The 25,142-nt window shown below is 69.0% G+C and carries 34 protein-coding genes and 1 tRNA gene; 16 read left to right on the plus strand and 19 right to left on the minus strand.

From position 1 onward, the window contains the following. The 13 genes from V8J39_RS06525 to V8J39_RS06585 all read right to left on the minus strand — a co-directional run bounded on the left by V8J39_RS06525 (window position 1) and on the right by V8J39_RS06585 (window position 9,863). A complete protein-coding gene (locus V8J39_RS06525) occupies window positions 1-1,299 on the minus strand; it encodes a phage major capsid protein (RefSeq protein ID WP_336460028.1) in 1,299 nt (432 codons plus the stop codon). Window positions 1,300-1,311: 12 nt separating this feature from the next. Beyond that, window positions 1,312-2,151, minus strand: coding sequence for a head maturation protease, ClpP-related (locus V8J39_RS06530; protein WP_336460029.1), 840 nt, complete (start codon window positions 2,149-2,151; stop codon window positions 1,312-1,314). Beyond that, window positions 2,148-3,398 (minus strand): phage portal protein, encoded by a 1,251-nt coding sequence (locus V8J39_RS06535; protein WP_336460030.1) that lies wholly within the window; start codon window positions 3,396-3,398, stop codon window positions 2,148-2,150. Before V8J39_RS06535 ends, V8J39_RS06530 begins: the two co-directional genes overlap by 4 nt. Further along, window positions 3,398-5,107 (minus strand): terminase large subunit, encoded by a 1,710-nt coding sequence (locus V8J39_RS06540; RefSeq protein WP_336460031.1) that lies wholly within the window; start codon window positions 5,105-5,107, stop codon window positions 3,398-3,400. The genes V8J39_RS06535 and V8J39_RS06540 overlap by 1 nt, the downstream gene beginning before the upstream one ends. Next, window positions 5,107-5,451, minus strand: a complete 345-nt coding sequence (locus V8J39_RS06545; protein ID WP_336460032.1) for a hypothetical protein — start codon at window positions 5,449-5,451, stop codon at window positions 5,107-5,109. The genes V8J39_RS06540 and V8J39_RS06545 overlap by 1 nt, the downstream gene beginning before the upstream one ends. Before the next feature lie 463 nt (window positions 5,452-5,914). Then, complete coding sequence (locus V8J39_RS06550) at window positions 5,915-6,265, minus strand: HNH endonuclease (RefSeq protein WP_336460033.1); 351 nt, start codon at window positions 6,263-6,265, stop codon at window positions 5,915-5,917. A gap of 122 nt (window positions 6,266-6,387) precedes the next feature. Further along, on the minus strand, window positions 6,388-7,194 hold the full coding sequence (locus tag V8J39_RS06555) for a hypothetical protein (RefSeq protein WP_336460034.1): 807 nt from the start codon (window positions 7,192-7,194) through the stop codon (window positions 6,388-6,390). Continuing rightward, window positions 7,191-7,760: a hypothetical protein gene (locus tag V8J39_RS06560; protein WP_336460035.1), complete on the minus strand. Its 570-nt coding sequence runs from the start codon at window positions 7,758-7,760 to the stop codon at window positions 7,191-7,193. The genes V8J39_RS06555 and V8J39_RS06560 overlap by 4 nt, the downstream gene beginning before the upstream one ends. A 185-nt stretch (window positions 7,761-7,945) precedes the next feature. Then, on the minus strand, window positions 7,946-8,596 hold the full coding sequence (locus V8J39_RS06565) for a DUF1376 domain-containing protein (RefSeq protein ID WP_336460036.1): 651 nt from the start codon (window positions 8,594-8,596) through the stop codon (window positions 7,946-7,948). Then, window positions 8,577-8,933, minus strand: a complete 357-nt coding sequence (locus tag V8J39_RS06570; protein ID WP_336460037.1) for a helix-turn-helix domain-containing protein — start codon at window positions 8,931-8,933, stop codon at window positions 8,577-8,579. Before V8J39_RS06570 ends, V8J39_RS06565 begins: the two co-directional genes overlap by 20 nt. Further along, the gene (locus tag V8J39_RS06575; RefSeq protein ID WP_336460038.1) at window positions 8,930-9,142 is read right to left on the minus strand and encodes a hypothetical protein; all 213 of its coding nucleotides are present in this window, start codon (window positions 9,140-9,142) and stop codon (window positions 8,930-8,932) included. The genes V8J39_RS06570 and V8J39_RS06575 overlap by 4 nt, the downstream gene beginning before the upstream one ends. Then, window positions 9,139-9,369: a hypothetical protein gene (locus V8J39_RS06580; protein ID WP_336460039.1), complete on the minus strand. Its 231-nt coding sequence runs from the start codon at window positions 9,367-9,369 to the stop codon at window positions 9,139-9,141. Before V8J39_RS06580 ends, V8J39_RS06575 begins: the two co-directional genes overlap by 4 nt. Further along, window positions 9,369-9,863, minus strand: coding sequence for a YfbR-like 5'-deoxynucleotidase (locus tag V8J39_RS06585; protein ID WP_336460040.1), 495 nt, complete (start codon window positions 9,861-9,863; stop codon window positions 9,369-9,371). The genes V8J39_RS06580 and V8J39_RS06585 overlap by 1 nt, the downstream gene beginning before the upstream one ends. A gap of 200 nt (window positions 9,864-10,063) precedes the next feature. Here V8J39_RS06585 and V8J39_RS06590 point away from each other — a divergent pair, with 200 nt between their 5' ends. Further along, complete coding sequence (locus V8J39_RS06590) at window positions 10,064-10,282, plus strand: hypothetical protein (RefSeq protein WP_336460041.1); 219 nt, start codon at window positions 10,064-10,066, stop codon at window positions 10,280-10,282. Window positions 10,283-10,617: 335 nt separating this feature from the next. Here the strand turns inward: V8J39_RS06590 and V8J39_RS06595 are convergent, their stop codons facing one another. Then, entirely contained in the window at window positions 10,618-11,010 is a 393-nt protein-coding gene (locus V8J39_RS06595) for a hypothetical protein (RefSeq protein WP_336460042.1), read from the minus strand. After that, a complete protein-coding gene (locus V8J39_RS06600) occupies window positions 11,007-11,234 on the minus strand; it encodes a helix-turn-helix domain-containing protein (protein WP_336460043.1) in 228 nt (75 codons plus the stop codon). Before V8J39_RS06600 ends, V8J39_RS06595 begins: the two co-directional genes overlap by 4 nt. Before the next feature lie 95 nt (window positions 11,235-11,329). On the opposite strand from V8J39_RS06600, the gene V8J39_RS06605 reads away from it, so the two are divergent. The 15 genes from V8J39_RS06605 (at window position 11,330) to V8J39_RS06675 (ending at window position 20,721) form a co-directional block, all read left to right on the plus strand. Then, the gene (locus tag V8J39_RS06605) at window positions 11,330-11,938 is read left to right on the plus strand and encodes an XRE family transcriptional regulator (RefSeq protein ID WP_336460215.1); all 609 of its coding nucleotides are present in this window, start codon (window positions 11,330-11,332) and stop codon (window positions 11,936-11,938) included. A gap of 414 nt (window positions 11,939-12,352) precedes the next feature. After that, window positions 12,353-12,685, plus strand: a complete 333-nt coding sequence (locus V8J39_RS06610; protein ID WP_336460044.1) for a hypothetical protein — start codon at window positions 12,353-12,355, stop codon at window positions 12,683-12,685. A gap of 175 nt (window positions 12,686-12,860) precedes the next feature. After that, window positions 12,861-13,049, plus strand: a complete 189-nt coding sequence (locus tag V8J39_RS06615; protein WP_336460045.1) for a hypothetical protein — start codon at window positions 12,861-12,863, stop codon at window positions 13,047-13,049. Beyond that, window positions 13,046-13,273, plus strand: coding sequence for a hypothetical protein (locus V8J39_RS06620; protein WP_336460046.1), 228 nt, complete (start codon window positions 13,046-13,048; stop codon window positions 13,271-13,273). Before V8J39_RS06615 ends, V8J39_RS06620 begins: the two co-directional genes overlap by 4 nt. Window positions 13,274-13,287: 14 nt before the next feature. Next, the gene (locus tag V8J39_RS06625) at window positions 13,288-13,425 is read left to right on the plus strand and encodes a hypothetical protein (protein ID WP_336460047.1); all 138 of its coding nucleotides are present in this window, start codon (window positions 13,288-13,290) and stop codon (window positions 13,423-13,425) included. A gap of 297 nt (window positions 13,426-13,722) precedes the next feature. Continuing rightward, window positions 13,723-14,097, plus strand: a complete 375-nt coding sequence (locus V8J39_RS06630) for a hypothetical protein (RefSeq protein ID WP_336460048.1) — start codon at window positions 13,723-13,725, stop codon at window positions 14,095-14,097. 26 nt (window positions 14,098-14,123) lie between these two features. Then, complete coding sequence (locus tag V8J39_RS06635; protein WP_336460049.1) at window positions 14,124-14,975, plus strand: DUF2303 family protein; 852 nt, start codon at window positions 14,124-14,126, stop codon at window positions 14,973-14,975. Window positions 14,976-15,116: 141 nt separating this feature from the next. Next, complete coding sequence (locus V8J39_RS06640) at window positions 15,117-15,314, plus strand: hypothetical protein (RefSeq protein ID WP_336460050.1); 198 nt, start codon at window positions 15,117-15,119, stop codon at window positions 15,312-15,314. 2 nt (window positions 15,315-15,316) lie between these two features. Beyond that, entirely contained in the window at window positions 15,317-15,523 is a 207-nt protein-coding gene (locus V8J39_RS06645; RefSeq protein WP_336460051.1) for a hypothetical protein, read from the plus strand. After that, window positions 15,516-17,582, plus strand: a complete 2,067-nt coding sequence (locus V8J39_RS06650) for a DNA cytosine methyltransferase (RefSeq protein ID WP_336460052.1) — start codon at window positions 15,516-15,518, stop codon at window positions 17,580-17,582. The genes V8J39_RS06645 and V8J39_RS06650 overlap by 8 nt, the downstream gene beginning before the upstream one ends. Then, window positions 17,579-18,457, plus strand: a complete 879-nt coding sequence (locus tag V8J39_RS06655; RefSeq protein ID WP_336460053.1) for a DNA adenine methylase — start codon at window positions 17,579-17,581, stop codon at window positions 18,455-18,457. Before V8J39_RS06650 ends, V8J39_RS06655 begins: the two co-directional genes overlap by 4 nt. Next, on the plus strand, window positions 18,454-18,687 hold the full coding sequence (locus V8J39_RS06660; RefSeq protein ID WP_336460054.1) for a hypothetical protein: 234 nt from the start codon (window positions 18,454-18,456) through the stop codon (window positions 18,685-18,687). The genes V8J39_RS06655 and V8J39_RS06660 overlap by 4 nt, the downstream gene beginning before the upstream one ends. 123 nt (window positions 18,688-18,810) lie before the next feature. Continuing rightward, entirely contained in the window at window positions 18,811-19,383 is a 573-nt protein-coding gene (locus V8J39_RS06665) for a hypothetical protein (protein WP_336460055.1), read from the plus strand. Window position 19,384: 1 nt separating this feature from the next. Continuing rightward, on the plus strand, window positions 19,385-19,639 hold the full coding sequence (locus V8J39_RS06670) for a DNA-binding protein (protein ID WP_336460056.1): 255 nt from the start codon (window positions 19,385-19,387) through the stop codon (window positions 19,637-19,639). Then, window positions 19,636-20,721 (plus strand): tyrosine-type recombinase/integrase, encoded by a 1,086-nt coding sequence (locus tag V8J39_RS06675; protein WP_336460057.1) that lies wholly within the window; start codon window positions 19,636-19,638, stop codon window positions 20,719-20,721. Before V8J39_RS06670 ends, V8J39_RS06675 begins: the two co-directional genes overlap by 4 nt. Window positions 20,722-20,751: 30 nt before the next feature. Here the strand turns inward: V8J39_RS06675 and V8J39_RS06680 are convergent. The 4 genes from V8J39_RS06680 to V8J39_RS06695 all read right to left on the minus strand — a co-directional run bounded on the left by V8J39_RS06680 (window position 20,752) and on the right by V8J39_RS06695 (window position 25,140). Next, window positions 20,752-20,828, minus strand: a tRNA-Arg gene (locus V8J39_RS06680). Between the two features lie 159 nt (window positions 20,829-20,987). Further along, on the minus strand, window positions 20,988-22,487 hold the full coding sequence (gene glpK, locus V8J39_RS06685; RefSeq protein ID WP_336460058.1) for a glycerol kinase GlpK: 1,500 nt from the start codon (window positions 22,485-22,487) through the stop codon (window positions 20,988-20,990). 73 nt (window positions 22,488-22,560) lie between these two features. Then, the gene (gene glpD / locus V8J39_RS06690; RefSeq protein ID WP_336460059.1) at window positions 22,561-24,309 is read right to left on the minus strand and encodes a glycerol-3-phosphate dehydrogenase; all 1,749 of its coding nucleotides are present in this window, start codon (window positions 24,307-24,309) and stop codon (window positions 22,561-22,563) included. 132 nt (window positions 24,310-24,441) lie between these two features. Beyond that, window positions 24,442-25,140: a UTRA domain-containing protein gene (locus V8J39_RS06695; RefSeq protein WP_336460060.1), complete on the minus strand. Its 699-nt coding sequence runs from the start codon at window positions 25,138-25,140 to the stop codon at window positions 24,442-24,444. Window positions 25,141-25,142 lie beyond the last annotated feature (2 nt).

A 25,142-nucleotide genomic window follows, 5' to 3' on the forward strand; every position in this document is an offset into this window, starting at 1 on the left:
TCAGGCGAAGGTGAAGTCGCCGTGGATCAACGCGGCCGGGCGCTTCACCGCCAGCGCCAGGCGCTTCTCGGCGCGCACCGTCAGCATGTTCTTGACGAAGTTGTCGCGGTCCTCGCTCGAGATCAGCACCTCGGTGTCCATCCGGTCGTAGATGGTCGCGGCCGCGCGGAACGCGCCGGCGAGGAACTCGTTCGCGGCGATCCCGAGGGTGGGCACCACCGAACGGCCCCAGAGCGTCGGACCGGCGATCTGCAGCGGGTTGGCCATGATGTACCAGCCGGCCGTGTCCTTCGTGGTCTCGATCTGCGCCCAGTCGATCTCGTTCATCACGATGCCATCGGCCGGGTAGAGCGCGAGGCTCGCTTCGAGCAGCGCGAAGCGGATCCGGTCGATGCGGGTCGCGCCGGCCGGTTCATAGGTGCCGCCATAGGCCGAGGCCTCGGTGATCAGGCCCGACAGGTGCGAGCCCGTGCCGTCGCCGGTCAGGATCTCGGCCTCCTCGGCGAGGTCGAGGCCATAGACCAGCTCGTTGTCGATCTCGCCCTGCAGCTGCGGCGCGTCGTCGAGCGCCTGGCGCGCCACCGGGATCCAGTGGGCGATCGTGCGGACCATCGCGTCGGCCTGCTCCCAGGTCAGGTTGCTTTCCGGCTTCAGCGCGCCTTCATCGACGATCGCCGCATTCAGCACCCGCGACGCCATCCGGGCGTATTCGACCGCGTTCGAAGTCGTGGTCGAGCGCGACAGCAGGTCACGGACGAACACCTTGCGGCGCGGCAGCGCGACGATCTCGGTCTCACGCTGGGGCACGATCAGGCTGCCGGCCGAGGTCGAGCCGGAGGTGATCGCATTCTGCACCGTCATCGTCATGGTGCCCTTGCCATTGAAGGCCTTCACCTGGTCACTGGCCGCGATCATCTGGCCCAGCGACTGGCGCGCCCCCTCGCCCGGCCGGCGCCCGGCGATGCGCTGCTCGACCTCGAGGCTGCGCGAATCCATCTCCTCGATCCGCTGCTGCAGCTTTTCGACCGAGCCCTGCAGCGCATGCTGCGTGGTCAGCAGCTCGTCGGCGCGCGTCTTGGTCTCGTCCGAGAGCGTGCCGGCGCGCTTGGCCTCCTGCATCGCGGTCTCGGCGGTCTTGTTCACATCCGAGCTGATCCGGGTCAGCTCGGATTTCACCTGCTTGAGCAGGTCTTCGATGTTGCCGGTCCCGCCTTCGGCGCGGACGGTGCCGCGAACGGCGGACGGCATGGAGCAGGCCAGTGCCGCGAGCGACACGACCGGCATTGCGAGGCGTTTCATGGTGATCTCCGATCAGATGGATCTTGCGAAGGAAAGGAGGCTCTGAACCCCCGCGGTGACCGCAGCGTCCTGCATGCTGGTCGGGGCAGCGCCTCGCGTGCCCTTGAGCGCCGCGAGCAGTTCGCGGCCCTCGGATCTGGACATGCCGGCCCGCTGGGCCAGAACGTCGAACTTCTTCTCGGCCCGCGCCGAGGCGGTCCGGGCGTCGGTCGCCTCCGCCTCGCTCAGCTCGTCCGCGGCGAGGAGCGCGTCGGCGAAGCCCTGCTCCACCGCCGCACTGCCCGCGATCCAGGTCTCGCGGTCCAGCATCTTGCCGATGTCAGCGACCGGGAGCCCGCTGCGCGCGGCGTAGATTTCCTGCGAGACGCTGTCGAAGGGCTCGAGCCAGTCGGCCACCTCGCGCAGCGCGTGCCGGTCGCCGACCGCGAGCACCCAGGTGTTGTGGATCATCAGGAAGCCGGCGCGTGCGATGCGTACCTCGTCCCCCGCCATCGCGATGACCGAGGCGGCCGATGCCGCGACCCCGAGCACGCGCACGCTGACCTTGGCCTTGTGCTCGCGCAGGGCGTTGTAGATGGCGAGCCCTTCGAAGAAGTCCCCGCCGGGGCTGTTGATGTTCACCACCACGTCGCGCTGGCCGATCGCGCGCAGCGCCGCCGTGACTCGCTTGGCGGTGACGCCCTCGCCCCAGTAATCCTGGCCGATCACGTCGAGGATCGAGATCGAGGCGTCGGCCTCGCCATCGGCTGCCCGGACGTCGGGGTTCCAGCGCTGCAGCGCCTTCGTGCTCACGTCGCTGCGCACGCCGCCGCGCGCGGTCACGTCCGCCTTCGGCAGGGACCGGATCGTCATTGCTGTCGCTCCTTGCTGAGATCCCCGAGCGGGGCCATGGCCGTCTGGGCCGTCAGGTCGTCGGCGTCTTCGCGCCGCGCCAGGTTGAGCTTCTCGCGCGCCTCGTTGCGCGAGATGATGCCGTTCGAGACCAGCTTGGTGAGGAACTCGGCCTTGGCCTTGCTGTCCATCTGCAGGATGCCCTCGCGGTTGAACTCGACATAGCGGCCCACGCGCTGGCCCGGCGGCAGCAGGTCCTTGCGGACCCGCGCCTCGATCCGGCGCAGGAGCGGGTTCAGCCCGAGGTTCATCCAGGCCAGCAGGATCTGCTCGACGCCCGTCCCCCACATGGTCTGGCCATCGCCCGCGTGTCCGATCACGATCGGCGGGACACCGAACCAGCGGCAGATGTCCTCGATCGCGAAGCGGCGCGTCTCAAGCATCTGCGCGTCCTCGGGGTTGAGGGCCAGCGGCTGGAAGTCGAGCCCCGCCTCGAGGACCATCACCTTCCAGGCCGCTTCCGACGACTGGTAGTTCTGCAGCATCTCGCGCACCTGCTGGCGCTGCACCGGGTTCAGCGTCTGGCCCGCCTTCAGAACGCCCGAGATCTGCATGCCGTTGGAGAAGAGCTTCCCGGCGGATTCTTCTGCCGAGAGCGCGGTGCCGAGACTGTCGATCCCGAACCGGACCGCCGACAGGCCAGCGTCGCCGCCAAACCCGAAGCCCTTGACGTGGAAGATCTTGTCCCGGGGCAGCACCTCCGGCTTGCCGCGGTCCATCACCTCGTACATCAGCTCGTTGTCGCTCTTGCGGCGGATCGGCGTGACGCAGTTCGCCGCGATCGGCGACAGCGCCGACAGCCGTGCCCCGGTCATGGTCCGCTCGGCGTAGCAGTTGCCGTTGACCAGAAGCCAGGCGACCTGCCCCTCCCAATGCTCCATCGCGGTCTGGTCGGCGTTCGGCGAGACGGTCAGGACCTCGGCGAAGGCGTCGCTGATCACTTCGCGCGAACCATTCGAGCGCTTCTCGTAGGTCGCGAGCGGCAGCGCCGAGATCACCTGCGCCGTCTGCCTCACGCAGGCCCAAACCGCCGAGAGCTGCATGGCGCTGTCGACGGTCACGCGCTTGCCCGACGCGGCGGAGCGTCCGAAAAGGCGCGACCACGCCGAGCCGTCGGAAAGCTCGAGCCGCTTTTCCTTCTCGGCATCGTAGACGGCATTGCGGACACGCGCCGGGAGCCGGGCCGCGAGGCGGGAGGCCATCGACATCAGCAGACCACGATCGGGTCGGAGAGGAAGGCGTCGAGGCTCTCGCGCGCCTGCGGATTGAGGAACATCAGCATGGCAGCGTTGAAGGCGGCCATCAGCGGGTCGATCTTCGCGGCACCCGAGGCCTGCTTGGTCACCATGTAGTTGCTCCCTACCAGCTCCTGCCGGGCATTCCCGACGGCCCAGTTCATGATCGGCTGATTGCCGTGCAGCAGGCGGCGCCCTTCGAGCTGCAGCGGCATGGTCGAGATCGCGGTCTGAAGCGCCCAGCCCTGCTTGACCGCCGTCACAAGCGGCTGGGTCATGCCCCGCTGTTCGAGCGCGTCCATCAGCAGCGCGATCGCGGCGCTGTCGAGGCCGATGCCGTTCTGCTCAGGCAAAAGACCGCTGCCCATGACCTGCGCGCAGAGTTCCGCGGCCTCGGCCGCCTGGTCTTCCCCCGTCGCCACCACCCGCAGGTCGCCAGCGCGTTCGAAGTCCCGCAGCTGAGGCACTATCTGCTTGCGCGCCTCGAACACGCTCGGGCGGGCCCAGGCTCGTCCCCATAGCAGCCAAGCGCGGTCAGTGCGGCGGCGCCCAATGACCGCCAAGGCCGCCAAGTCGTCAGCGCCGCCCCAGTCGCCGCCGATCGTGCAGACCTCGCACTGGTCCAGCAGCGATTGCAGCGTCAGCCCGGGCTCGACCGCCTTCTCCCAGTGCGGCGCGCCCGACCAGCTGTCGCTGTTGAAGCCGACGCCCATCTCGACGTTCAGGTGCTGCGACGCGAAGAGCGCAACCGCATCCGGCCCCGCGACCTCCGCCTCGGCGAGCTTCTCGCGCAGGTAGTCGATCGAGACCGACCGCTCCAGGTTCGGGTTCACCAGCCCCCATGTTTCCTCTTCGCGCCAGTCGCCCGACTGCTGCATCGACGCCGGCAGCTCGTAGAGCACCGGCAGGATCGGCAGAGCGATCTTGCCGTCACGCACGCCGCGCGCCAGCGCCAGCCGACGCTTGAACTCGCCATGCGGCTGCATCTTCGACTGCGTCGTGATCTCGAGCAGGAAGCCCTCGGGCCGGGCCGCGAGGCCGCCTTCGAGTTCGAGATAGACGCCGGGTGCCTTCGCCTTGTGGCCGAGGACGTGGGTCTCGTCGACAAGCACATAGGCCGCCTTCGAACCGGTCACGACGTCGCCATCGGCCGACAGGATCCGGATCGTGGCGCCGGTGTTCATGTGCACGATCGTCTTCGAATGCGACTTCACGTCGAAGATGCCGCCGCTCTCCTTGTCGAGCCGCGGGTCGAGCTTGATGATCCCGGCCGCCTGGCTGAAGGCGATCTCGGCAATCTTCTGGGTCTCGGCGATCAGGATCGCCTCGGCGTTCGGCCGCTCGTTCAGGATGGCCGCGGTCACGATGATCGCGGCCGAGATCGACGACTTTCCGTTCTTCTTCGGGATCATCACGAAGAACTGCCGGATCATCCGGCGCCGGGTGGTCGGATCGTAGGCGCCGAAGACCGCCCGCACCAGGTCGAAGATCCACTCTTCGCAGACCTCGCCCAGCGTCGGCGTCCCGATCATGTCGGGCACGCGCAGGCTCTTGAACACCCGCAGCGCCTTGTCGGCGACCGGCGTGAAGAGCGGCAGATCCGGAATCAGCGACCGCCCCTCGACGATCCGCTGTTCCCAGTCGGGGCATGCCGTCGACCACGGTCCGGCGTCGAGCGCCATCAGTGCCAGACCCCGGGTGTCAGATCCGGGTCGCCGTCGGCCTGCTCGGCCGCGGCGCGCCGTGCGGCTTCCTTCTTCCCGATCGGCTCTTCCGGCTTCTTGCCTTCGCCGCCCAGCAGACGCTGCTCGGCGAGATGGCGGTCCCGCTTCTCGAGGATCTTCCCGAGTTCCTTCAGCGCGCCGACGTTGCCGCGGTTCGCTTCATCGGCCAGGACCTTCGCCCGCCAAAGCTCGAACCGCGTCCGCTGCATCGGCGCCGCCTGCAGCTCGGAAAAATAATACTTCCGCAGCGTGGGCAGCGAGATGTGCAGCCCCTGCGCGATCTCCTCGGGCTTGTAGCCCATCGCCAAGCCCATGATGACCTTGTCTGCGTTCGATTTGGACCAGCAGTGAGAGGGCCGCCCACGGCGCCCGGAGGGCAGCGTGACGACATCACCGAAGAGGTCTGTAGTCAGATTTTCGCTACCCAAAGAAAAAAATCTCCGCGTGAGGGGGACGCGGGTCTAGGCCGGAAGGGGTCCCGGACTTTTGACCCACCCCCCCCGGTTGGTGGTCGACACCGTCCGCCCCGGTGCCGGGGTGCAGCCGCCGCTCCGGCCGCCGCTTCGGGGCGTCGCACCGTCCGTCGCGGTTCAGGCGACGTCAGGCACGGGCGGACCCGCTCGGTACTTCATTTCTTTGGCGGCACCTCGGGCGCGGGAGCGCCGCAGCCGACGCAGGTGCTGCCGCCGGTCGCCGACCGGCCGCAGTACCGACACGGCAGGGCCAGGGCCGGAGGCGACGCACTCGGTTGCCGAAGGCCGAGGCTCATCGGCGCTTCTCCTCGCGCTGCTTGTCCCGGTCGTGGCACGGCTTGCACAGGCACTGCAGGTTGCCCGCGTCCCAGAACAGCGCCTCGTCGCCCCGGTGCGCGACCGTGTGGTCGGCGACCAGTTGCGAGGTCACTCCCTCGAGCTTGCCGCAGCGCTGGCAGGTGAACTGGTCGCGCACGAGGATCGACCAGCGCAGCTTCTGCCAGCGCGATGTCTTGTACCAAGCGCGCCAGCGCTGCTCGGCATCCCGCCGCGCGTGACGCTCCCGCTCGGTGGTCGGGCTGGGCGCGGCCAAGCGGGACCGTGCTGGCGCCAGCCGCGACGGCATGCTGCGCAGTCGGCCCATCAGGTCACCATTTTCAGGAGGATCAAAGCAGAACGCCCGCCGGTCTGATGACCTGCGGGCGCACCTGTAGATGATGGCAAGAGTTGTGCCAGCGGCTGAACTAAGCGTCAATCCATAATCGGTCACGCATCATCGCGGTAGCCCTGCATTCGATCCAGAGCTGCGCGCAGAGCCGCCCGAAGCACCTCGAGGTTCTTCGAAGCCACCGACCAGCCATGCTGCTTCAGCACCCACGACAGCGGCTTCTCACCGAGGCACACGCTGTCGACCAGCACACGGCTGGTGATGATCGTGGCACCGGGCCGCGCCCGCATCGAACGTGTCGACGGCCGGACCCGCCTGACGGCCATCGCGGTGCCACCACCGATCCGCCGGTGCAGCGCATCGAGCACCCGTCCCTCCTGCACGTATGCGTCGATGAACTCGCCACCCTTGCCCCCAGAGGCGCGGGCCTGCGCCTCGAGCGAGCTGCAGCGCACACCGCCGGCAGCGTGCCGCTCGGTCAGGTCGCGGTAGAAGCGCCCCATCGAGACCTGGGCATGCGTGAACGGCGCCTCAATCGGCGCACCGCGGGCAGCGCGCAACGCCTGGCGCTCCATTTCGTCCCAGACGTCGGCCCGGCGCACCGCATCGCGGCCGAGCCAGTTGAGCGAGCGGCGCTCGTAATCCTCGGGGCGCTTCGGCTCGGCGACCGAGGCCTTGGGGACGAGCACCTCCTCCCGGAAGAGACGCATCGTGCCACGGGCCGGCGCCGCGATGATCTCGGGGCCGCAGGCCTCGGGCGGCGTCGCCCGGGCGATCATGTCGCGCAAAAGCTTTTGCTCGCGCGCCACGCTGCTCGCCGACTGCAGTGCCGACCACTCGACATAGCGCCGCCAGAGGTCGGCGACCGGATCGAACCCCACCTGTGCTGTCATGGCCATGGTCATGCTGCGCTGCCCTCTCGTTTCTTGTTTCCGGCCTCGACGATCTCCCGAGCGACCGCCTCGTCGCGCCGGTAGGCCGCGAGCCAGGCGGTCTCTTCGGGTGACGGCTCGACGCGCTCGCGGATCAGCTGGATCCGGCGGGTGTTCTGCCCGGCCCGCTCCGCGATCGCCCGGCGATCGGTCGGCCCGGGCGGCACGCCCCTTTGCACCAGGAAGCGGTACAGCTCGACCAGAGTGCCGTCGGCCACGGCCTTCGGGCCCTCGATCGAGGCAAGCCAGCTGTTGAAGATCCGGGACTCGCGCGCCGGCGGCGCCTGCAGCCCATGCGCCATGTGCCGCACCACGACCTCGGCCGGCCAGAGCCCGTCCTTCGCCACGCCCATCAGCAGCTCGGCCAGCGTCACCAGGTTCTCGGCATCCATGTAGGCCAGCCCCTCGGCCAGCCGCTTCTTCGTCGCCTCGTGCACCTCGCTCGTCACACGGCGGGGCCGCTGCAGCCCGGCCTCGTCCAGCCGGTCGATCAGCAGCTCGCGCACCAGCGTCTTCCCGCTCTTCGCCTCACCGTCCATGGTACCGCCCCTTTTCTCAGCCTGTTCCCGCGCCGCGTTTGCCGCCCTGCGGGGGTTGAAAGGTGTTCTGTGTTGTCCGGTCCTGTGTTGTCCTGTCCTGTAGGGCAATTGCAGTTCCGGGCCTGAAATTGCGGTGAAATGCGACTGAAACTTGCTGCAAGCTTGCTGCAATATTTCAGCCGATTTCACCGCCCGTGCGCGTGGCTTCCACCGTCCGTCCCGCCGACGATCCGCGGCACGCCGATCATCTCGAGCGCTGCCATGACGTTCTCGTCGGTGATGTAGAGATTGCTCGTGTCGAGCCAGTCCGCGACCGAGGCGATCACCTCGCGGTTGCCCGCCAGGCGCTTCTGCCCGAGGGCGGCCAGCTTCTTCTTCACCCGGCTGCGCGTGACCGCGAGCTTCGCCGCCTCGCGCCCCTGCTCGCGCCCCGACTTGCGCTTCCACATCCGCTCGACGATCGGGATGATGAAGGGATGGCCGAGCCGGTCCTGGGCGCGGTCCTCGTCGTCGCCGACATGGACCGGCACCCAGCCGTGCAGCGCCCAGCGCTTGGCCTGTTCCCAGCCTGCGGCGTCGCCGGAGTACCGGGCGAGATCCATCAGCTCGAGGTCGTCGCTCGGCAGCGTGCCCGCGGGGTCCTGGACGAAGCTCTCGGTCCAGAGCAGCAGCGCGGTCGCGATGTCCTCGCGCCGGCCCTCGCGGATCGCGCCCGCGACGAGCCGCGACTTCAGCAGCCGGTGGATGTGAAGCTCGAACCACTCGTGGTTCGACAGAGTCTCGCCCCAGCTCAGCGGATAGAAGATCGTGGTGAAGCTAGTCGTCGTGCCCGTCATGCTGCCCCTTCCCTCTCGCATCGCGCTCTCTGCGGAGCGCTTCCATGGTCAATCCGCACCGCGCCGCCTCGGCCTTCACGCCGTGCAGCACCGTCGTGTGGTCGCGCTTGAGCGCCCGTCCGATGACCGCGTACGGAAACCCGAGCATCCAGGCGCGGAACATGACCCGCTGCCGCACGCGCGCGACGACCGCCTCGCGGCGCTGGCCGATGATCCAGTCCGCCGGGAAGCCGGTCTCGGCCGCGAAGGCGTCGATCACGAGCCGCACGCCAAGCTCGGGCACGGCTGCGACCAGGGCCGCGCGATCCTCGTCGGTAAAGAGCGTGGCGCCGTTCATCGGGCCACCTCGGAGCGGTGCAGGCCCCGTTCGCGCAGTCGCCGTGCGATCGCCGACAGCTCGGCCGCCATCTGGGGCGGCACGGGGCCGCTAGCAAACGGCCGACCGGGTCCCCCCGGCACCTCGCGATTGCGCAGCGCGAAGAAGGTCACGCCGGCGGTTTCGCTGAGTTCGAGGTCGACGGGACCAAGGCGGAATCGCTCTTTCATGCCGCCGCCTTTCGCCGCGCCCACCAGCGCCGGGGCATGCCACCGTCGCGGTTCTCGGGCTTGCGGCACAGGCACGGCTGATCATCCGCGCGCAGGCGGTTCAGCGCACCGATCACCGCGTTGCGCGAGCGGCCGAGGCGATTGCCGATCGCCTGCATGCTCGCGCCGTCCTCGCGCCATTCCAGCATCTGCAGCAGCTGCTGATCCGTGAACGCCTGGCCCGCCATCACCGCGGCCCTCCCACGAAATCGTAGATCACCGCCTGGCACCCAAGCTCCCATGACCGGTGTTCGAGCCACTGTCGGGCCTCGCCCCACTCGCCCTTGTCCAGCAGCTGCGGCGCGACCTGCCGGACGTGGGCGAAGGCCGCCAGCCGGTCGGCCAGCTGCAGCCACGCGGCATCCGCGCGCGTCAGCAGCGGCGCGACGCACAGCTCGCGCAGCGCCTCGGCCTCGACCTCGGCATGGGCCCCGGCGATTTCTGGATGCGCCTCCTTGAACGGCGCCGGCAGGTCACCGACGAAGGGCTCGCCGCAGTCGTGATGCGCCGCGGCGCGGATCAGGTCCAGCGAGGGATCGGGATGGATTGCCAGCAGGATCTGCACGACCCGGCCATGATGCTCGGCCAGCGTCTCGCGGATATGGGCAAGGTCGGGGTTTGCGTGCCAGCGCGTGCAGTAGCCGCCGCGCAGGATCGTTTCGAGGCGCTCGGCAGGGGTCATGAGCGCCCCCCAACAAACAGTGGGCGCCTACGACCCCTTGACGCAACGGAACACAGCGTCTGTTTATATGGTGTCCGGGCAGGGAGATTCATCTCCCCGCCCGGTCGGCGAAACCGCTCCGTTTCTCCCAGAGCGGATCCTCCCGCGGAACGCAGGGCTGCAACCCTCGAACCGCACATAGCCACGAAAGGAGTTTTCCGATGGCTACTCGTCACCCTGTGACAGGGGTACTTCTTAACCTGCGAGAGATCAGTCGCAAGAGCCTCAGCGAACGCGAGGCCCTGACCGCGAAGCTTCTCCGCGCGGACGGTCACAAGATCCAGGACATTGCCGGAATGTTGGGCACGAACCAGGGTCGCGTGGCCGAAGCGCTTCAGCTCGGGCGCAATGCGCCGCCCGGTCAGGGAACGCTGATCTGACCCGACCAGCGATCGGGGATGTCTGGACGACCACGGGCGGCCGGCTGCCAGGGCCGCCCGTGTTTTATTCTGGCCTGCCGAGGAAAGCGCGCGCGAGCCGAAGCCCGTGCGCCAGTCCAACAGGGAGGTCTTCGGGGCCCGGCCGGCGCGCGACAACGAGGGATCGCAGCTGCGCACCGACCGGCTGGCCGCTTGATCATCACCCCGAACGGCCAGTTCGAGACCCGCGCACCCGGCGCGGGAAGAAAGGCCCCCGGCGGCGAGGAGACCGCCGGGGGAGTTGGCGTCCGAGGCAGTCTCGGCGCGAACCAAAAGCTTTTGCGCGAGGGTCGGCATCACACCTCCCCCATCATGTGCGCGGTGAAGGCCGGGCCCCAGAGCGACACCGCCATCAGCACCGTCTCGCCCGCCGGTCGGTGCAGACCGTCGAACCAGTTGCGGGCGCATTGGTGGGTGACGCCGAAGGCGACCGCTGCCTCTTCCGGGCGGCGGAACTGGCGCCGGACCCACGCACCCCAGCGCTCAGCCATGACCGCCCGCAGATCGAACGGATCGAGGTCGAGCGTCAGCCCGGGCGCGCGGGCGAAGCCGTGCGCGGCGCGGGCCGAGGCGCGGGACCGGCCGCGACCGTCAAGCGGGTTTGGCCGGATGCTTGCCCTGCCAGTTTCGCGCACAGCTGGCGAAGACGGGTGCAGAGCAACAGCGGAGGTGCGGAGTGAACGGGTCATTGACGACCTTCCTCGACGGAATCAGAACGGAACATCGCCGCGAGATCGGGGCGAAGCTCTTCGGGGTTCACGCCGAGCACCCTCGAGAAGACGGACAGCTTGTCGGCGGCGATGCGACGTTTGCCGCCTTCGATCAGGCTCAACATGGATCGAGAAATGCCGACGGCGGCGCAGATCTCCGCCCGGCTGAGGTCATGGTCGCTGATGTGCTTGGCGAGGTTCATTGCCCCGCCAGTTTTACACTATGTGAATTTTACATCAAGTGAATTTTCACTCTATGTCTCTGGACCCGCCAGTGAGCCATTGGCACCCCAAGCCTATGAGATTCCGGCTCCGTCAGTTCCGTGACGCCAATGGCTTCACCCAAGAGCAAGTCGCCGAAATGCTGGACATTTCGGTGTCGCTCTACAACGGCCTCGAGAACGGCAAGCGCCGGATGAACGCCGACTACATCGAGGGCGCGGCCCGCATCTATCATGTGCGGCCGAGCGATTTGATCGACGAGGATCCCGAGACTGTCGCTGTACCAGGCAAGGTCGGCGCCGGCGCTCAGGTCTACGCCATCGACGACCACGCCAAAGGCGAAGGCCTCTACCGCGTCGCCTGCCCACCGCAGCTTTCGCCGCACGGCATCGTTGCGGTTGAGGTGGAGGGTGACAGCATGCTGCCAGTCTACGCGCCCGGTGACGTGCTCTTCTACACCCGCGACACGGTCGGCGTACCTACCGAAGCGCTGGGGCGCATCTGCGTGGCCGAGGACGACCAAGGCCGCACCTGGGTGAAGCAGGTCAAGCTCGGTAGCGCGCCGGGGTGCTTCAACTTGGTGTCGATCAACCCATTCATCGGCACGAACATGCATGACGTGGCGCTCAACTGGGCCGCACCGGTCCGCCTTCACCTACCTAAAGACCTCGTGAGAAAGATCTGAAAATCAGTACCGCGCGGCACGTTTCATTTGTTTACTGTAAGGAAGCATATATCTTGGCAAAGACACCAGATCACGAGGCCGCTCGACGCGCTCGCGAGCTTCAAGAACAAGCGCGACAGCGGCTGGTTCGAGAGCAGATCGAGCGCCGAACCCACATTGGAAATTCGAAGGGATCCGGATTTGATGAAGTGTCAAGGACCCGACCAGCCCCAAGGAAAGCCGAGGGTGGAGGCGGCGAGCAAGATTGATCACGTATATGAGATGCGGTGCGATGCAGCGCGGTCGGCGCGGTATCACCGTGCTCGGGAAAGGTTCTTTCAGGACTGGTCCAATCGCTTTGCATTCATATCGTTGATAAGCGGAACCGCCGTTGCAGGGTCGCTCTTAAGCCAATCCCCGACATGGCTTTCCCTGATGTTCGCGTTCCTCGTCGCGTCCGCGCAGGGCATCGATCTGATCGCCCAAACCGGCCCGAAGGCTCGGATCCACAACGGCCTGGCTTCCGAATTCATTGGCTTGGAGAAGTTGTTGATCACAAACCCTGATATGAGCCCTGACGCTTGCAGGTCCATAGAGGCCGAGATGAAGCAAATTGAAGCCAGAGAACCCCCGATCAAGCGCTATCTGGACCTGATTTGCCACAACCAAGTAGCCCGCTCTCTTGGGTCTGACGACATCGAGAAGCTCTCATGGGCGCAACGTCGCTTCGCTCACTACCTCAAGGGAGACGGCGCCTTGCAAAGCTAAGCCTAGGAACCACGCACCTCTCTTCCGCCCCGCCTTGTGCGGGGCTTTTTCATGCGCCGCAGGGAGCGCCCGACGGTACAACATAGGTAATTTCACTTTATGTGAACAAGGATCTTGATTTAGGTTTTACACTATGTAAATCTCGCCCCGTCACCCTGATGGAGGCCCCCAGCCCATGACCGACAATGACAACCGTCCGCCCAGCAACAAGGTCGCCGCGGCGCGAGCCCTGCTGACCGGACCCTACTGCCCCACCCAGGCCGGCGTCGAAGCCCGCGCCCGCGCCATCCGCACCCTGCAGGCGGCCCGTCGCCCCGACATGCCGCGGTTCCGGATCCCGCCGTCGCGGGGGGACGCGGCATGAGCTGGGCGCACCCCATCGACCAACGCGGCCGGGTGATCCCGGCCGCCGGCCGCTCCGCAGCCGCGCTCGCCTCGCTCAGCGTCCAGCGCGCGCCGCGCCCGATGCCGCAGACGATCATCCTGATGGTCACGCTGGCCGCGGCGCTGTTCCTTGGCGTCGCGATCGCCGAGGGCACCACCGCCACCTTCACCGCCGTGAACGCGGCCCGGCTGGAGGCACGCTGATGCTGCGCCGCCTGATGGATCGCCTCCGCGACTGCGACACCGATGCGCTCGAGGACATCGAGACCGCTTGCCTCGTGCTGCTGATCATCCTCGGCGGCGTGGCGCTCTACCTCGGCAAGCTGCTGCTGACCGCACCGATCACCTTGCCCTGACCATTCCAACCCGGCGCCTCCCCGCGCCGGCGCCCGCGGCCCCTCCCGACATCCCAGCCGCGGGCGACTTATCCGGCCCGGAACCCCTCCCCCCGGGCCGCACCACCCCGGCGGCCGCGTGAGGCAGCAGCGGACCGCCGGGGCTCCAAAAGCTTTTGCGCAGAGCCGCCACCACCGGCAGGCCGCGCCCCGTCACACGAACTCGGCGCGCTGGGCGCCGACGCCCGCGGCTGGATAGCGCCAGCCTGTCGCCGGAAGGCGCGCCGCGGGCTCAACCTCTTCGACCGGGAGATCCCGATGACCGCACCCGCCCGCATTGGCGAACAGAAGGAGCGCCGCCTCATGGCCCGCCAGGAGATCAACTTCCTCGAGTTCATCCAGACGTTCCGCCGCGGCGAGCTGCTGGCCGAGGGCGACAAGATCCTCAACGAGATGATCGACGCCATCCGCGAAACCGGCGGCAATGGTTCGATCACCATCAAGCTGCCGTTCAAGGTGAACAAGGCCGGCCAGATCGAGTGCGATCCCGCCTTCACCGTCACCAAGCCGCGCCGCCCGCTTGGCACCGGCATCTACTACGCGACCGACGACGGCCGCCTGACCCGCCGAGATCCGAACCAGAAGGACTGGGTCGACGATCTCGATGATCGCCGCTCGGGCCGCGACGACTGACCCCTTACCGGCAACAGGAGACCCTCATGCCCCCCCGCCAGATCGACCAACAGGCCGCCGAGCCCGACCTCTCCCCGATCCACGCGCTCGACGCGGCGATCGATGCCGCGCGCAAGGCGCAGCCGCTCGTTTCGACCGCCGACGGCCGCGAGTTCGCCCTGATCCATGACCGTCATGAGCTTCGGGAAATCCAGAACCCCCACCGCCTGCCCCCGTTCGTGAACCAACGCGTGACGTTGGATACCCGCCGTGCGCTGGTCGACTACGCGAACCGCTTCCGCGATGGGCGCTCGATCATCGTTGCCGACTACACCGCAGGCAAGATCCACGCCTATCTCGACTGGCACCGCCCCGGCGATGAAAGTGACGTCGGCGCAAAGCCCGAGGCCTGCAAGCACGTCGCGACGCTGGCGATCCTGCCGTCCGAGGAGTGGACGCGCTGGGACAAGATGGAAGGGGCCCTGCACCCGCAGGCGACTTTCGCCGCCTTCCTCGATGAGAACTCGGTCGACATCGCGTTCCCGGAAGCCGCGACCATGGTCGAGATCAGCAGGGATCTGGAGGCCACCACCGGGCAGTCCTTCAAGTCGTCGACCCGCTTGGAGAACGGGGACCGGGCCTTCCGCTTCGAGACCGAAACGCGGGTGACCAACCAGGTGACCGTCCCGACGGTCTTCATGCTGAACATCCCTCTCTACGAGGGGGAAGGGCCGATGGAGCTGCGCGCGGCCTTCCGCTACCGGCCGACGCCGGAAGGCCTGCTGCTCGGCTTCGAGTGGCGGCGCGTCGAGTACCAGCGCCGCGCCCACTTCGCCGAGATCGCGACGAAGGCGGCGGAAGATACCGGCCTGCCCGTGTTCCTCGGCCGCGCCACCTGACCGGAGCGCCGGCGGCACACCCCGCCGCCGGCCAAATCGCAGCGCCGCAATGCGCAACCGCCCCACCGCTGGTTCCTGGCTCATCCCGGCCCTCGCCGCCGGCCTGACCCTCTGGGCCGTCTTCCTTATCTGGATCCTGACATGACCCGCACCACTCCAACCGATTTCGAGATCAATCAGGACCGGGCGAAGCTCGCGAAGGCGCGCAAGGCCGACTGGATCGGCGGCGTGCCGACCTCCCGCGACCTCCTCGCGATCGACCGGCAGATCGCGCATGAGCGCGGCATGACGCTGGCCGAGGTTCAGGCGGTGCCGAGCATGCTCGTGGCGGTGGACTGATCATGCCTTCGACATCCCCCTTCGACGTCCGCGACCTGAAGTTCGGCGAGAAGCTGAAGGCCCGCCTCGAGGCGGATGCCGAGGCGATCCTCGAGCAGACCCTGCACCGCACCCGCTGGCTCGTGAAGGACCGCGACGCGCTGGCGGATGAGCTGCGGCGCATCGTGTGGCGCGAACTGCGCCAGGACAGGAGCGAGATCGATGCTTGACGCCACCGCGTTTGACCCACGCCCGATGATCATCGACAGCTTTGCCGGCGGCGGTGGGGCCAGCACCGGCATCGAGCTTGCCCTCGGCCGCAGCCCCGACGTGGCGATCAACCACTCGGCCGCTGCGCTGGCGCTGCACGAGGCGAACCACCCCGAGACGATCCACCTCGACAGCAACATCTGGGACGTCGAGCCGCGCGAAGTTGTCGGGGGCCGCCGCGTCGGCCTCCTGTGGGCCAGCCCGGACTGCAAGCACTTCTCGAAGGCCAAGGGTGGCGCCGTCCGTGACCGCAACATCCGCGATCTCGCGTGGGTGGTCGTCGACTGGGCCGAGAAGGTGCAGCCCGAGGTGATCCTGATGGAGAACGTCGAGGAGTTTCAGACCTGGGGCCCGCTGGGCGAGGACGGGCAGCCGATCCGCGAGTTCGCCGGGATCACCTTCATGGACTGGATCAAGCGGCTGAAGCGCGCGGGCTACAAGGTGCAGCACCGCGAGCTGCGCGCCTGTGACTTCGGCGCGCCGACGATCCGCAAGCGCTGGTTCCTCATCGCCCGGCGGGACGGCCGACCGATCGTCTGGCCTAAGCCCACGCACGGCGACCCGAAGTGCGCGGCGGTGAAGCGCGGCAAGCTGCTGCCCTGGCGCACCGCCGCCGAATGCATCGACTGGTCTCTGCCCTGCCCGAGCATCTTCGACAGCAAGGCCGAGGTCTGGGCGAAGCACGCGCTGCGCGCCGTCCGGCCGCTGGCCGCCAACACGCAGGCCCGCGTCGCCCGGGGCGTCGCCCGCTATGTGCTCGGGGCCGACCGGCCGTTCCTCGTCAACCTGACGCATGGCGGCCGGGTCGAGGACGTCGCAGAGGCGTTCAGGACCATCACCGGAGCGCACCGCGGCGAGAAGGCCGTCGTGGCGCCCGCACTGGCGACCTACTATGGTCACGGCGGCCAGCGCGGCACGCGGGCGGCAGACCTCGCGGACCCGCTGCGAACCGTCACCGTCGAGAACCGGCACGCACTCATTGCGCCGAGCCTCACCCGCTTCAACGGCGGCGCGACGGGCAGCGATCTGCGCGACCCGGCCCCGACCGTCACCGCGAACAGCTGGATCAAGCGCCCAGGCGGCGCGGCCCCGCTTGGGATCCTCGCGCCCAGCCTTCTGAGCCTGAAGGGCACCGACCGCCGCGACAGCGCCGCCATGGCGCCGCACCCGACCGTGCTGGCCGGCGGCGGGCACTCGGCCGTCCTCGCGCCGGTCCTGACCTATGCCCAGCAGGGCGGCGCCAACCGCGCCGCCGACGCGCCGAGCCACACGATCTGCGCCAGCACCAAGGATCAGAACGCGGTGATCGTCCCGTTGATGGTCCAGACCGGCTACGGCGAGCGCCAAAGGCAGGCTCCGCGCGCGCTGGATCCGCACCAGCCGCTCGGCACGGTCGTCGCAGGCGGGGTGAAGCACGCGGCCTGCGCCGCCTTCCTCGCCCAGCACAACAACGACAGCCGGCGGATCGGCGGCGTGAACCCCGGCCGGGCCGCCGACGAGCCGATGGCCACGATCACGGCGAGCGGCAGCCACCAGATGCCGATCGCGGCCTTCTTCGCGAAATACTACGGCACCGGCGACGGGGCCCGCATGGACGAGCCCGCGCACACCGTCACGGTCCGCGACCGGTTTGCCCATGTCGAGGCCGCGCTCAGCGCACCGCCCTTCACCGCCGTGCACGAGGCCCGGGCCCGCGAGGTGGCCGAATTCCTCCGCGCGCACGACGCTTGGGATGGCGGCGAGTTCGTCACGCTCGAGATCGACGGCGCGACCTTGGTCATCGTCGACATCGGCATGCGCATGCTCACCCCGCGCGAGCTTTTCAACGCTCAGGGCTTCCCGCCGGACTACGTGATCGATGGCGCGTGGAAGGAAGACGAGTCGTGCCAGTGGTCGTTCACCGGCTTCCCGAAGGACGTGCAGATCAGCTGCTGCGGCAACAGCGTCTGCCCGCCGCTGGCACGCGCCATCGTCGCGGCCAATTGCGGGCATCTGGCCGAAGAGGCGGTGGCGGCATGACCTGTCCGACGCGCCCCGCCCTGCGATGGCACGGCGGGAAATGGCGCCTAGCGCCTTGGATCATCGCGCACCTTCCGCCGCACCGAACCTACGTCGAGCCCTTTGGCGGCGCGGCTTCTGTGCTGCTGCGCAAATCTCGGAGCTACGCCGAGGTCTACAACGATCTGGACGACGAGCCGGTGACCCTGTTCCGGGTCCTGCGGGATCCGGCGTCGGCCGAGCTGCTGCGTGAGCAGCTGCGCATCACCCCGTTCGCGCGGGCCGAGTTCATGGGGGCCTACGAGCCGACCGACGATCCGATCGAGAAGTCGCGCCGCTTGATCATCCGCAGCTTCATGGGCTTCGGGTCAAATGCACATGCCAGCGCCGAGAAGGGCCATCGCTCGACCGGCTTCCGCGCCAGCAGTTCGCGCAGCGGCACGACGCCGGCTCATGACTGGGTCAACTATGCCGAGGCGCTGCCGGCTTTGATCGCCAGGCTGCGGGGCGTTGTCATAGAATCTCGGCCGGCGATCGACGTCATGCGCCAGCACGATCGGGTGGACACGCTGCACTATGTCGACCCGCCCTATCTCCACAGCACCCGGGCGCAGGGGAACAAGTACGACCTCGGCTGGCGGATGTACCGGCACGAGATGACCAACGATCAGCACGCCGAGCTGCTGGCGTTCCTCACGGCAGCCGAGGGGATGGTGGTCCTCTCGGGCTATCCCGCGCCACTTTACGACCAGCGCCTCGAGGGCTGGCGGCAAGTGGAAACGGCCGCTCGCGCTGATGGCGCTCTGGCGCGGACCGAGGTGCTCTGGATCAACCCGCGCGCGGCCGAGGCCCTCGACGCTGAAGCGCTGCCGCTGTTGGCTGGGGGTGCCGCATGACCCACTGGCGCACCCGCCCCATCCCACCCGCCGACAACCGCGCGCGGATACGCTTCAACCAGCCCGCGCTGCAGCGGATCGTGGCCGAGGCGATGGCTGCGAGGATGCCCGAGCTGGTCTTCGACCCGACCGACGTGACCTTCGAGGCGCTCGAGAGCGGCTCGATCATCACGACAGCCGTCGGCAGGTCCGGGCTGCGCCAGCCCCAGGAGTGCAGCAGCGATGGCTGACGGGCCTCTGATCCTGACCTGCACGAAGACGGGCCGCTGGTGGCCCTGCGCCAGCCAAGAAGCCGCGGCGCGGGCCGCAAGGCGCCTCGGGCTGAAAGACTACGAGATCTCGGGAGGGACAGCATGAAGATCAAAGCCGAGATGGGCCACCGGTCCAGCGTCGTCGGGAACACAGTCCACCTGCTCGCCGAGAGCGGGCAATTCGCCGGCCAGGTGCTGATCATGGGGCAGATGGACGAGCTGCGGACGGTCGCCGTTCAGGAGCGCCTGTTGCGCGTGATCTGCGAGGCGATCAATGCGGATCGCGGGCGCGACGAGGCGCTCCGCGCGGCAATCGACTGCATTCGCGCGCACACGCCGGGCGAGCCCTGGAAGGGCGAGGACATCGCAGACGAGAATCCAGTCGAGCCGATCGACGAGGCCATCGCGCGCGTGCTGAATGCGGTGGTAAAGGGCGAGCCGGTCTTTGCCACCCTCACGCGACGATCGCCGCCGCGGCCACCTTCTCGGGTGATGGGAGACCAACCGTTCGTCGACGGCGCTCGCGCGCAAACCATGCTGCGGGACTTCAACCGCCTCCGCGCCGCCATCCGCCGCCACGACAGCTTCGCGGCCGAGGCGGCATGGGACAATTGCGAGCGTTGGGTGGACCAGCTGCGGCCCGTCACCGGTGCCGCCGGGCCGAAGGAGGTCTGACATGGGCCGCCAGCGGCACGAGATGACCTTTGCGCCACGCCTGCTGCCGTCGCCCATTGCGGCGGCCTACCTGGGCGTGTCCGAGAGCCTGCTGCGGACGCTCGACATCCCGCGCGTGACCCTCAACAGCAAGCGGCTCTACGATCGCCTTGACCTCGACGACTTCGCCAGCAACCTGCCGAAGGAAGGGGAAGCCGAACAGCGGGGCGAGAACACATGCGACGCGGTGCTGCGCAAGCTCACGGGTCGCTCGTGAGGCTCAAGCATATCAAGACGATCCGCAAGCCGAGCGGGCTCGTCCTGCGCTATCTGGCAGTGCCAGGGAAGAAGCTGGTGCGCCTGCCAGATTCGCCGCTCGACAGCCCCGAGTTCCTCGACGCCTACGCCCGCGCCATGCGGGATGCCAAGCCGGCGCAGAAGGGCCGCCCGGTCGCCTCCGGATCGATCGCCGCCGCCATCATCGCCTACCAAAAGAGCGACGCTTTCCTTGCGCTCTCCAAGGCGACCCGCGACGACCGCCGACGGATCCTGTCGAAGATCGCCGATCTCTGGGGGGAGACGCGGCTGGCGGACCTGCGGCCAGACCACGTGGAAGGCGACTTGTCGGTCCTCGCGCCCTTCGCCTCGAACAACCGGTTGAAGGCGTGGCGCGGCCTGACGAAGTGGTGCAAGGCAAAAGGCCTCTGCCAGCTCGACGCTGGTCTCAACGCCGAGCGCCGCACGATGCCGAAGACAGACGGGCACGTGGTCTGGACAGCAGCCGATGTCGAGGCCTTCCGAAGGCATTGGGCGATCGAGACGGCACAGCGTCTGGCGATGGAGCTGATTTACTGGACCGCTGCCCGATCGTCCGACGCGGTCAGGCTCGGCCCTGGGATGGTCGACTACAAGGGATGGCTTGTCTTTCGGCAGCAGAAGACCGGCGGCGAGGTGGCGGTACCATTCGACCGCGCCCTCCCGCCCTTTGCCGCGGACTCGGCCCACGACCTCGACAGGCTCAAGGCCTGCATCGACGCCGCGCCCCGCCACATGACGTGGATCATCACCGAGCGCGGGGCGGCCAGATCTGTGAAGGCCTTCAGCCAGTGGTTCGCCGCCGCGGCAAGGAAGGCCGGCGTCTCCGAGAAGACCGCCCACGGTCTGCGGAAGGCACGCGCCACGTACCTCGCAGAAGCCGGCGCAACGACGCACCAGATCGCCGCCTGGACCGGGCACGATACGCTCTCCGAAGTCGAGCGATATTCGAAGGCAGCCGAGCGGCGCAGGCTGCTTTCTGGACCGGAAGAGGAACAGAAATTGGAAACCGAAGCGCGCCGGTTGCCAAAAATCGGCAAATAATCCAACAAAATCAGTGGACGTTTTGGTGAATGGCGAGCCGTGGAGGACTCGAACCCCCGGCCGGCCGCTTAGAAGGCGGCTGCTCTATCCAGCTGAGCTAACGGCCCATTCCTGGCGAAGGTGTATCATGCAGAGGGCAAGTGCAAGTCAATGCACCTTCTCGCCACCCGTCCCGGCCCGCCGGCGGCCGCGCCCAAGCCTCCGGCGCCCGAGGGTCCGACGCCAGAGTGTCCGGCAGGCGGGCGCGGCCCGGGCGGGCGCGGCGCTCAGACCTCCATCGTCGCGCGCACGGCGCGTCCCCAGCGGGCGTAGCGCGCGGCGCGGGTCGGCGCGTCCATCGCCGGCGTGAAGCGCCGCTCGAGCTTCCAGGCGCGGGCGAATTCCTCGGGCCCGGGATAGAGCCCCGCCGCCATGCCCGCGACCCAGGCCGCGCCCAGCGCCGTGGTCTCGATCACCTCGGGCCGGTCGACATCGGCGCCAAGGATGTCGGACAGGAACTGCATCGCGTAATCCGAGGCGACCATGCCGCCATCGACCCGCAGCACGTCCCCCGCCCGGCGCGCCTGGCCGGTGGCGGCGATGTCGCGGTTCATCGCCTCGAGCAGGTCGCGCGTCTGGTAGCCCACGCTTTCCAGCGCCGCCTTCGCCAGCTCGGCCGGGCCCGAATTGCGCGTCAGCCCGAAGACCGCACCCCGCGCCTGCGGTGCCCACCAAGGCGCGCCGAGGCCGGTGAAGGCCGGCACCAGCACCAGGTCCTGCTCGGGATCGGCGGCCTCGGCCAGCGCCTGCGTCTCGCGCGCCTCGCGGATCGAGCGCAGGCCGTCGCGCAGCCACTGCACCACGGCGCCGGCGATGAAGATCGACCCTTCGAGCGCGTAGGTCGGCGTGCCGTCAAGCTGGTAGGCGATCGTCGTCAGCAGCCGGTTCGACGAGGTCACGCGCTCGGGCCCGGTGTTGAGCAGCGCGAAGCAGCCGGTGCCATAGGTCGATTTCAGCATCCCGGGCCGGAAGCAGGCCTGCCCCAGCGTCGCCGCCTGCTGGTCGCCGGCCACGCCCCGGATCGGGATCGGCCGGCCGAAGAGATCGGGCCGCGTGGTGCCGAAATCGCCGTTGGTGTCGCGGACCTCGGGCAGCATCGACATCGGGATCCCCAGCCGGTCGCAGATCGTGCGCGACCAGCGGTGATGCGAGATATCGTACAGCATCGTGCGGCAGGCATTGGTGGCATCGGTCGCATGCACCCGGCCGCCGGTCATCCGCCAGATCAGGTAGCTGTCGACCGTGCCGAAGGCGAGCTTGCCCGCGCGGGCCCGGTCGCGCGCCCCCTCGACCGTGTCGAGGATCCACGCCAGCTTGGTGGCCGAGAAATAGGGGTCGAGCAGCAGCCCGGTCTTGTCGCGCACCACCTCCTCGAACCCCTCGCCGGCCAGGCGCGCGCACAGATCGGCCGTGCGGCGGTCCTGCCAGACGATGGCATTGGCGACCGGGCGGCCGGTCTCGCGGTCCCAGACCACGGTGGTCTCGCGCTGGTTGGTGATGCCGATCGCGGCGATGCCCTCGGGGTCGATGCCCGCGCGCTCGATCGCGGCGCGGCAGCTGCCGGCGACGGTCGACCACAGGTCGGCGGGGTCGTGCTCGACCCAGCCCGAGCGCGGGTAGATCTGCGGGAATTCCTCCTGCGCCGAGGCGACGACCTGCATCGTCTCGTCGAAGATCATCGCGCGCGACGAGGTCGTGCCCTGGTCGATGGCTAGGATATGCGGCATCTGTCCTCCCTCGTGCCCTCGGTGCGCCCGCCCCTGCGCCGGGCGCGCACCGACCCAGCGCCCGGCGGACGGATCAGGTTCCCTTCGGCCGTCCGTGTCCATCGGCGGCGGACGGGGTCGCCTCCTGCGGCCCTGCCCCGCCTGGCCCCGCCCCGCCAAGCCCGGCTTCGGCGGCGGCGGCAAGGGCGGCCTTGCCCGCGGCCTCCGCCTCGATCGCGGCCAGCCGCTCGGCGATGAAGCCGCGCAGCACGTCGACCTGCAGAGGCGACAGCCGCAGCCCCAGCTTGGTGCGCCGCCAGATCACGTCCTCGGCGGCGCGGGCCCATTCGCGGGTGATCAGCCAGTCGACCTCGGCCTCGGTCAGCGTCGCGCCGAAATCGCGGCCCAGGTCCTCGGCCGCCGTCGCGGTGCCCAGGATCGCCCGCGCCTCGGTGCCGTAATGGCGCACCAGCCGCTCGGCCCAGGGCTCGGTCAGGAACGGATAGTCGCTGCGCAGGCGCGAGATCACCGCGGGCTGCTCGGCCGGGCCGAAATCGCCGCCCGGCAGGGTGACGCGCGCGGTCCAGGCCGGGCCCATGGTGAAGAAGGGCGCGAACTTGTCGACGGCGCGTTCCGCCAGCCGCCGGAAGGTGGTGATCTTGCCGCCGAAGACGTTCAGCACCGGCGCCCCGCCATCGGTCGCGTCAAGGCTGAGCACATAGTCGCGCGTCGCCGCCGTCGCCGACATCGCGTGGTCGTCGTAAAGCGGGCGCACCCCGGAATAGGTCCAGACCACGTCCTCGGCCGTGACCGGCCGGCGGAAGTACTGCGAGGCGAAGGCGCAGAGATAGTCGCGTTCCTCGGGGGTGCAGACCGGGCTGCCGGGGGCGCCGGTGTGGTCCTTGTCGGTGGTGCCGATCAGGGTGAAGTCCTGCTCGTAGGGGATGGCGAAGATGATCCGCCCGTCCTCGCCCTGGAAGAAATAGCACTTGTCGTGGCCGAACAGCCGGCGGGTGACGATGTGGCTGCCGCGCACCAGCCGCACGCCCTCGGACGAGGGGGTGTGGATGCGGTCCTTGAGCACCTTCTCGACCCAGGGACCCGCGGCATTGACGAGCGCGCGCGCCATGTGGCGCCGCCGCCCGCCGGGGCCGACCGTGGTCACGGCCCACAGGTCGCCGACGCGCCGCGCCTCGGTCACCTCGGTGCGCACGAGGATCTCGGCGCCGCGCGCCGCCGCGTCGCGGGCGTTCAGCACGACAAGGCGCGCATCCTGCACCCAGCAGTCGGAATATTCGAAGGCGCGGGCAAAGCGCGGCTGCAGCGCCATCCCGGCCGGATCGGCGCGCAGGTCCAGCACGCGCGTCCCCGGCAGCGTCGCCCGCGGCGCCAGCCGGTCGTAAAGCGCAAGGCCCAGCCGGATCAGCCAGGCCGGGCGCCGGCCCTTCATCCAGGGCATGATCCGCGACAGCAGCCGCGAGGTGGGCGTGTCGCTGTCGAACCGCATCTCGGGCGAGAGCGGCAGCACGAAGCGCATCGGCCAGCTGATGTGCGGCATCGCCGCCAGCAGCGTCTCGCGCTCCTCCAGCGCCTCGCGCACCAGGCGGAACTCGAAATACTCAAGATAGCGCAGCCCGCCGTGGAACAGCTTGGTCGAGGCCGACGAGGTCGCCTGCGCCAGGTCGCCCTGTTCGGCCAGCCGCACCGACAGGCCGCGCCCGGCGGCATCGCGCGCGATGCCGGTGCCGTTCACGCCGCCGCCGATCACGAACAGATCGACCGGCGCCTCGGTCTCGGGTCCGGTCCCGGTTCCGGCGACCGTTCCGGCGGCTGTCCCGGGCATGGGTCCGGGCGCGCTCCGGGGCTCGGTCCGGGTCCCGGGGTCTGGCTGTGTCATCTCGGCACTCCTTGGGCCCCCCTCCCTTTGACCGGAGGCGCGCCGGAATGTCAAAGCCTCGCCGGGTGCGGCGCCGCGTCACCCTGTCACGAGGTCGAGCGTCATCCAGTGCCCGGGCGCGAACATCTGCGCGACATGGGTGATGGCGCGGCCCTCGCGCCAGGTCGTGCGCTCGACCGCCAGCAGCGCCGTGCCCTCGGGCACGCCGAGCTGGCGCGCGGCATCCGCCGGCGCGGGCAGCGCCGCGATGCGCATGTCGCCCTCCGAGAAGGGCATGTTCTCGACCAGCCACTCGTTGGCGCTGACCTCGGCGAAATCGACGGCCAGGATCGCGGGCACCACCTCGGGGTCGATCCAGCGATCCTCGAAGGCGAAGGGCGCGTCGTCGGCCAGGTGCAGCGAGACCGCGTGCAGCGCCGTCGCCTGCGCCCGCAGGCCCATGCGCGCGGCGATGGCGGCGGGCGGGCGGCAGACCTCGCGCAGGATCAGCCGGTGGCCATAGCGGCGCCCGGCCTCGACCACGTCGCGGTGCAGCACCGGGATCTTCATCCCCGCCCGCCCCACCGGCGCCAGCGCAACGCGGGTGCCGGCGCGGCGGCGCCGCTCCAGCACGCCGGCCTGCGCCAGCTCGCGCAGCGCCCGGTTCACCGTCGCGCGGGCGCAGCCGAATTCGACCGCGAGGTCGGCCTCGTTCGGGATCGGGTCGCCCGGGCGCCAGGCACGGTCGCGGATGCGCCGCAGCACCTCGTCGCGGATCGCCTGCCACGAGGCCAGCACCC

It is taken from the genome of Frigidibacter sp. MR17.24, assembly GCF_037095655.1.
Taxonomy (GTDB): Bacteria; Pseudomonadota; Alphaproteobacteria; order Rhodobacterales; family Rhodobacteraceae; genus Frigidibacter.

Bases quoted from the DNA above. Each gene is read 5' to 3' on its own strand.
- V8J39_RS06525 (WP_336460028.1), bottom strand. From the start codon at position 1,299: ATGAAACGCCTCGCAATGCCGGTCGTGTCGCTCGCGGCACTGGCCTGC.
- V8J39_RS06530 (WP_336460029.1), bottom strand. From the start codon at position 2,151: ATGACGATCCGGTCCCTGCCGAAGGCGGACGTGACCGCGCGCGGCGGC.
- V8J39_RS06535 (WP_336460030.1), bottom strand. From the start codon at position 3,398: ATGTCGATGGCCTCCCGCCTCGCGGCCCGGCTCCCGGCGCGTGTCCGC.
- V8J39_RS06540 (WP_336460031.1), bottom strand. From the start codon at position 5,107: ATGGCGCTCGACGCCGGACCGTGGTCGACGGCATGCCCCGACTGGGAA.
- V8J39_RS06545 (WP_336460032.1), bottom strand. From the start codon at position 5,451: ATGGGCTACAAGCCCGAGGAGATCGCGCAGGGGCTGCACATCTCGCTG.
- V8J39_RS06550 (WP_336460033.1), bottom strand. From the start codon at position 6,265: ATGGGCCGACTGCGCAGCATGCCGTCGCGGCTGGCGCCAGCACGGTCC.
- V8J39_RS06555 (WP_336460034.1), bottom strand. From the start codon at position 7,194: ATGACCATGGCCATGACAGCACAGGTGGGGTTCGATCCGGTCGCCGAC.
- V8J39_RS06560 (WP_336460035.1), bottom strand. From the start codon at position 7,760: ATGGACGGTGAGGCGAAGAGCGGGAAGACGCTGGTGCGCGAGCTGCTG.
- V8J39_RS06565 (WP_336460036.1), bottom strand. From the start codon at position 8,596: ATGACGGGCACGACGACTAGCTTCACCACGATCTTCTATCCGCTGAGC.
- V8J39_RS06570 (WP_336460037.1), bottom strand. From the start codon at position 8,933: ATGAACGGCGCCACGCTCTTTACCGACGAGGATCGCGCGGCCCTGGTC.
- V8J39_RS06575 (WP_336460038.1), bottom strand. From the start codon at position 9,142: ATGAAAGAGCGATTCCGCCTTGGTCCCGTCGACCTCGAACTCAGCGAA.
- V8J39_RS06580 (WP_336460039.1), bottom strand. From the start codon at position 9,369: ATGGCGGGCCAGGCGTTCACGGATCAGCAGCTGCTGCAGATGCTGGAA.
- V8J39_RS06585 (WP_336460040.1), bottom strand. From the start codon at position 9,863: ATGACCCCTGCCGAGCGCCTCGAAACGATCCTGCGCGGCGGCTACTGC.
- V8J39_RS06590 (WP_336460041.1), top strand. From the start codon at position 10,064: ATGGCTACTCGTCACCCTGTGACAGGGGTACTTCTTAACCTGCGAGAG.
- V8J39_RS06595 (WP_336460042.1), bottom strand. From the start codon at position 11,010: ATGACCCGTTCACTCCGCACCTCCGCTGTTGCTCTGCACCCGTCTTCG.
- V8J39_RS06600 (WP_336460043.1), bottom strand. From the start codon at position 11,234: ATGAACCTCGCCAAGCACATCAGCGACCATGACCTCAGCCGGGCGGAG.
- V8J39_RS06605 (WP_336460215.1), top strand. From the start codon at position 11,330: ATGAGATTCCGGCTCCGTCAGTTCCGTGACGCCAATGGCTTCACCCAA.
- V8J39_RS06610 (WP_336460044.1), top strand. From the start codon at position 12,353: ATGTTCGCGTTCCTCGTCGCGTCCGCGCAGGGCATCGATCTGATCGCC.
- V8J39_RS06615 (WP_336460045.1), top strand. From the start codon at position 12,861: ATGACCGACAATGACAACCGTCCGCCCAGCAACAAGGTCGCCGCGGCG.
- V8J39_RS06620 (WP_336460046.1), top strand. From the start codon at position 13,046: ATGAGCTGGGCGCACCCCATCGACCAACGCGGCCGGGTGATCCCGGCC.
- V8J39_RS06625 (WP_336460047.1), top strand. From the start codon at position 13,288: ATGGATCGCCTCCGCGACTGCGACACCGATGCGCTCGAGGACATCGAG.
- V8J39_RS06630 (WP_336460048.1), top strand. From the start codon at position 13,723: ATGACCGCACCCGCCCGCATTGGCGAACAGAAGGAGCGCCGCCTCATG.
- V8J39_RS06635 (WP_336460049.1), top strand. From the start codon at position 14,124: ATGCCCCCCCGCCAGATCGACCAACAGGCCGCCGAGCCCGACCTCTCC.
- V8J39_RS06640 (WP_336460050.1), top strand. From the start codon at position 15,117: ATGACCCGCACCACTCCAACCGATTTCGAGATCAATCAGGACCGGGCG.
- V8J39_RS06645 (WP_336460051.1), top strand. From the start codon at position 15,317: ATGCCTTCGACATCCCCCTTCGACGTCCGCGACCTGAAGTTCGGCGAG.
- V8J39_RS06650 (WP_336460052.1), top strand. From the start codon at position 15,516: ATGCTTGACGCCACCGCGTTTGACCCACGCCCGATGATCATCGACAGC.
- V8J39_RS06655 (WP_336460053.1), top strand. From the start codon at position 17,579: ATGACCTGTCCGACGCGCCCCGCCCTGCGATGGCACGGCGGGAAATGG.
- V8J39_RS06660 (WP_336460054.1), top strand. From the start codon at position 18,454: ATGACCCACTGGCGCACCCGCCCCATCCCACCCGCCGACAACCGCGCG.
- V8J39_RS06665 (WP_336460055.1), top strand. From the start codon at position 18,811: ATGAAGATCAAAGCCGAGATGGGCCACCGGTCCAGCGTCGTCGGGAAC.
- V8J39_RS06670 (WP_336460056.1), top strand. From the start codon at position 19,385: ATGGGCCGCCAGCGGCACGAGATGACCTTTGCGCCACGCCTGCTGCCG.
- glpK (WP_336460058.1), bottom strand. From the start codon at position 22,487: ATGCCGCATATCCTAGCCATCGACCAGGGCACGACCTCGTCGCGCGCG.
- glpD (WP_336460059.1), bottom strand. From the start codon at position 24,309: ATGCCCGGGACAGCCGCCGGAACGGTCGCCGGAACCGGGACCGGACCC.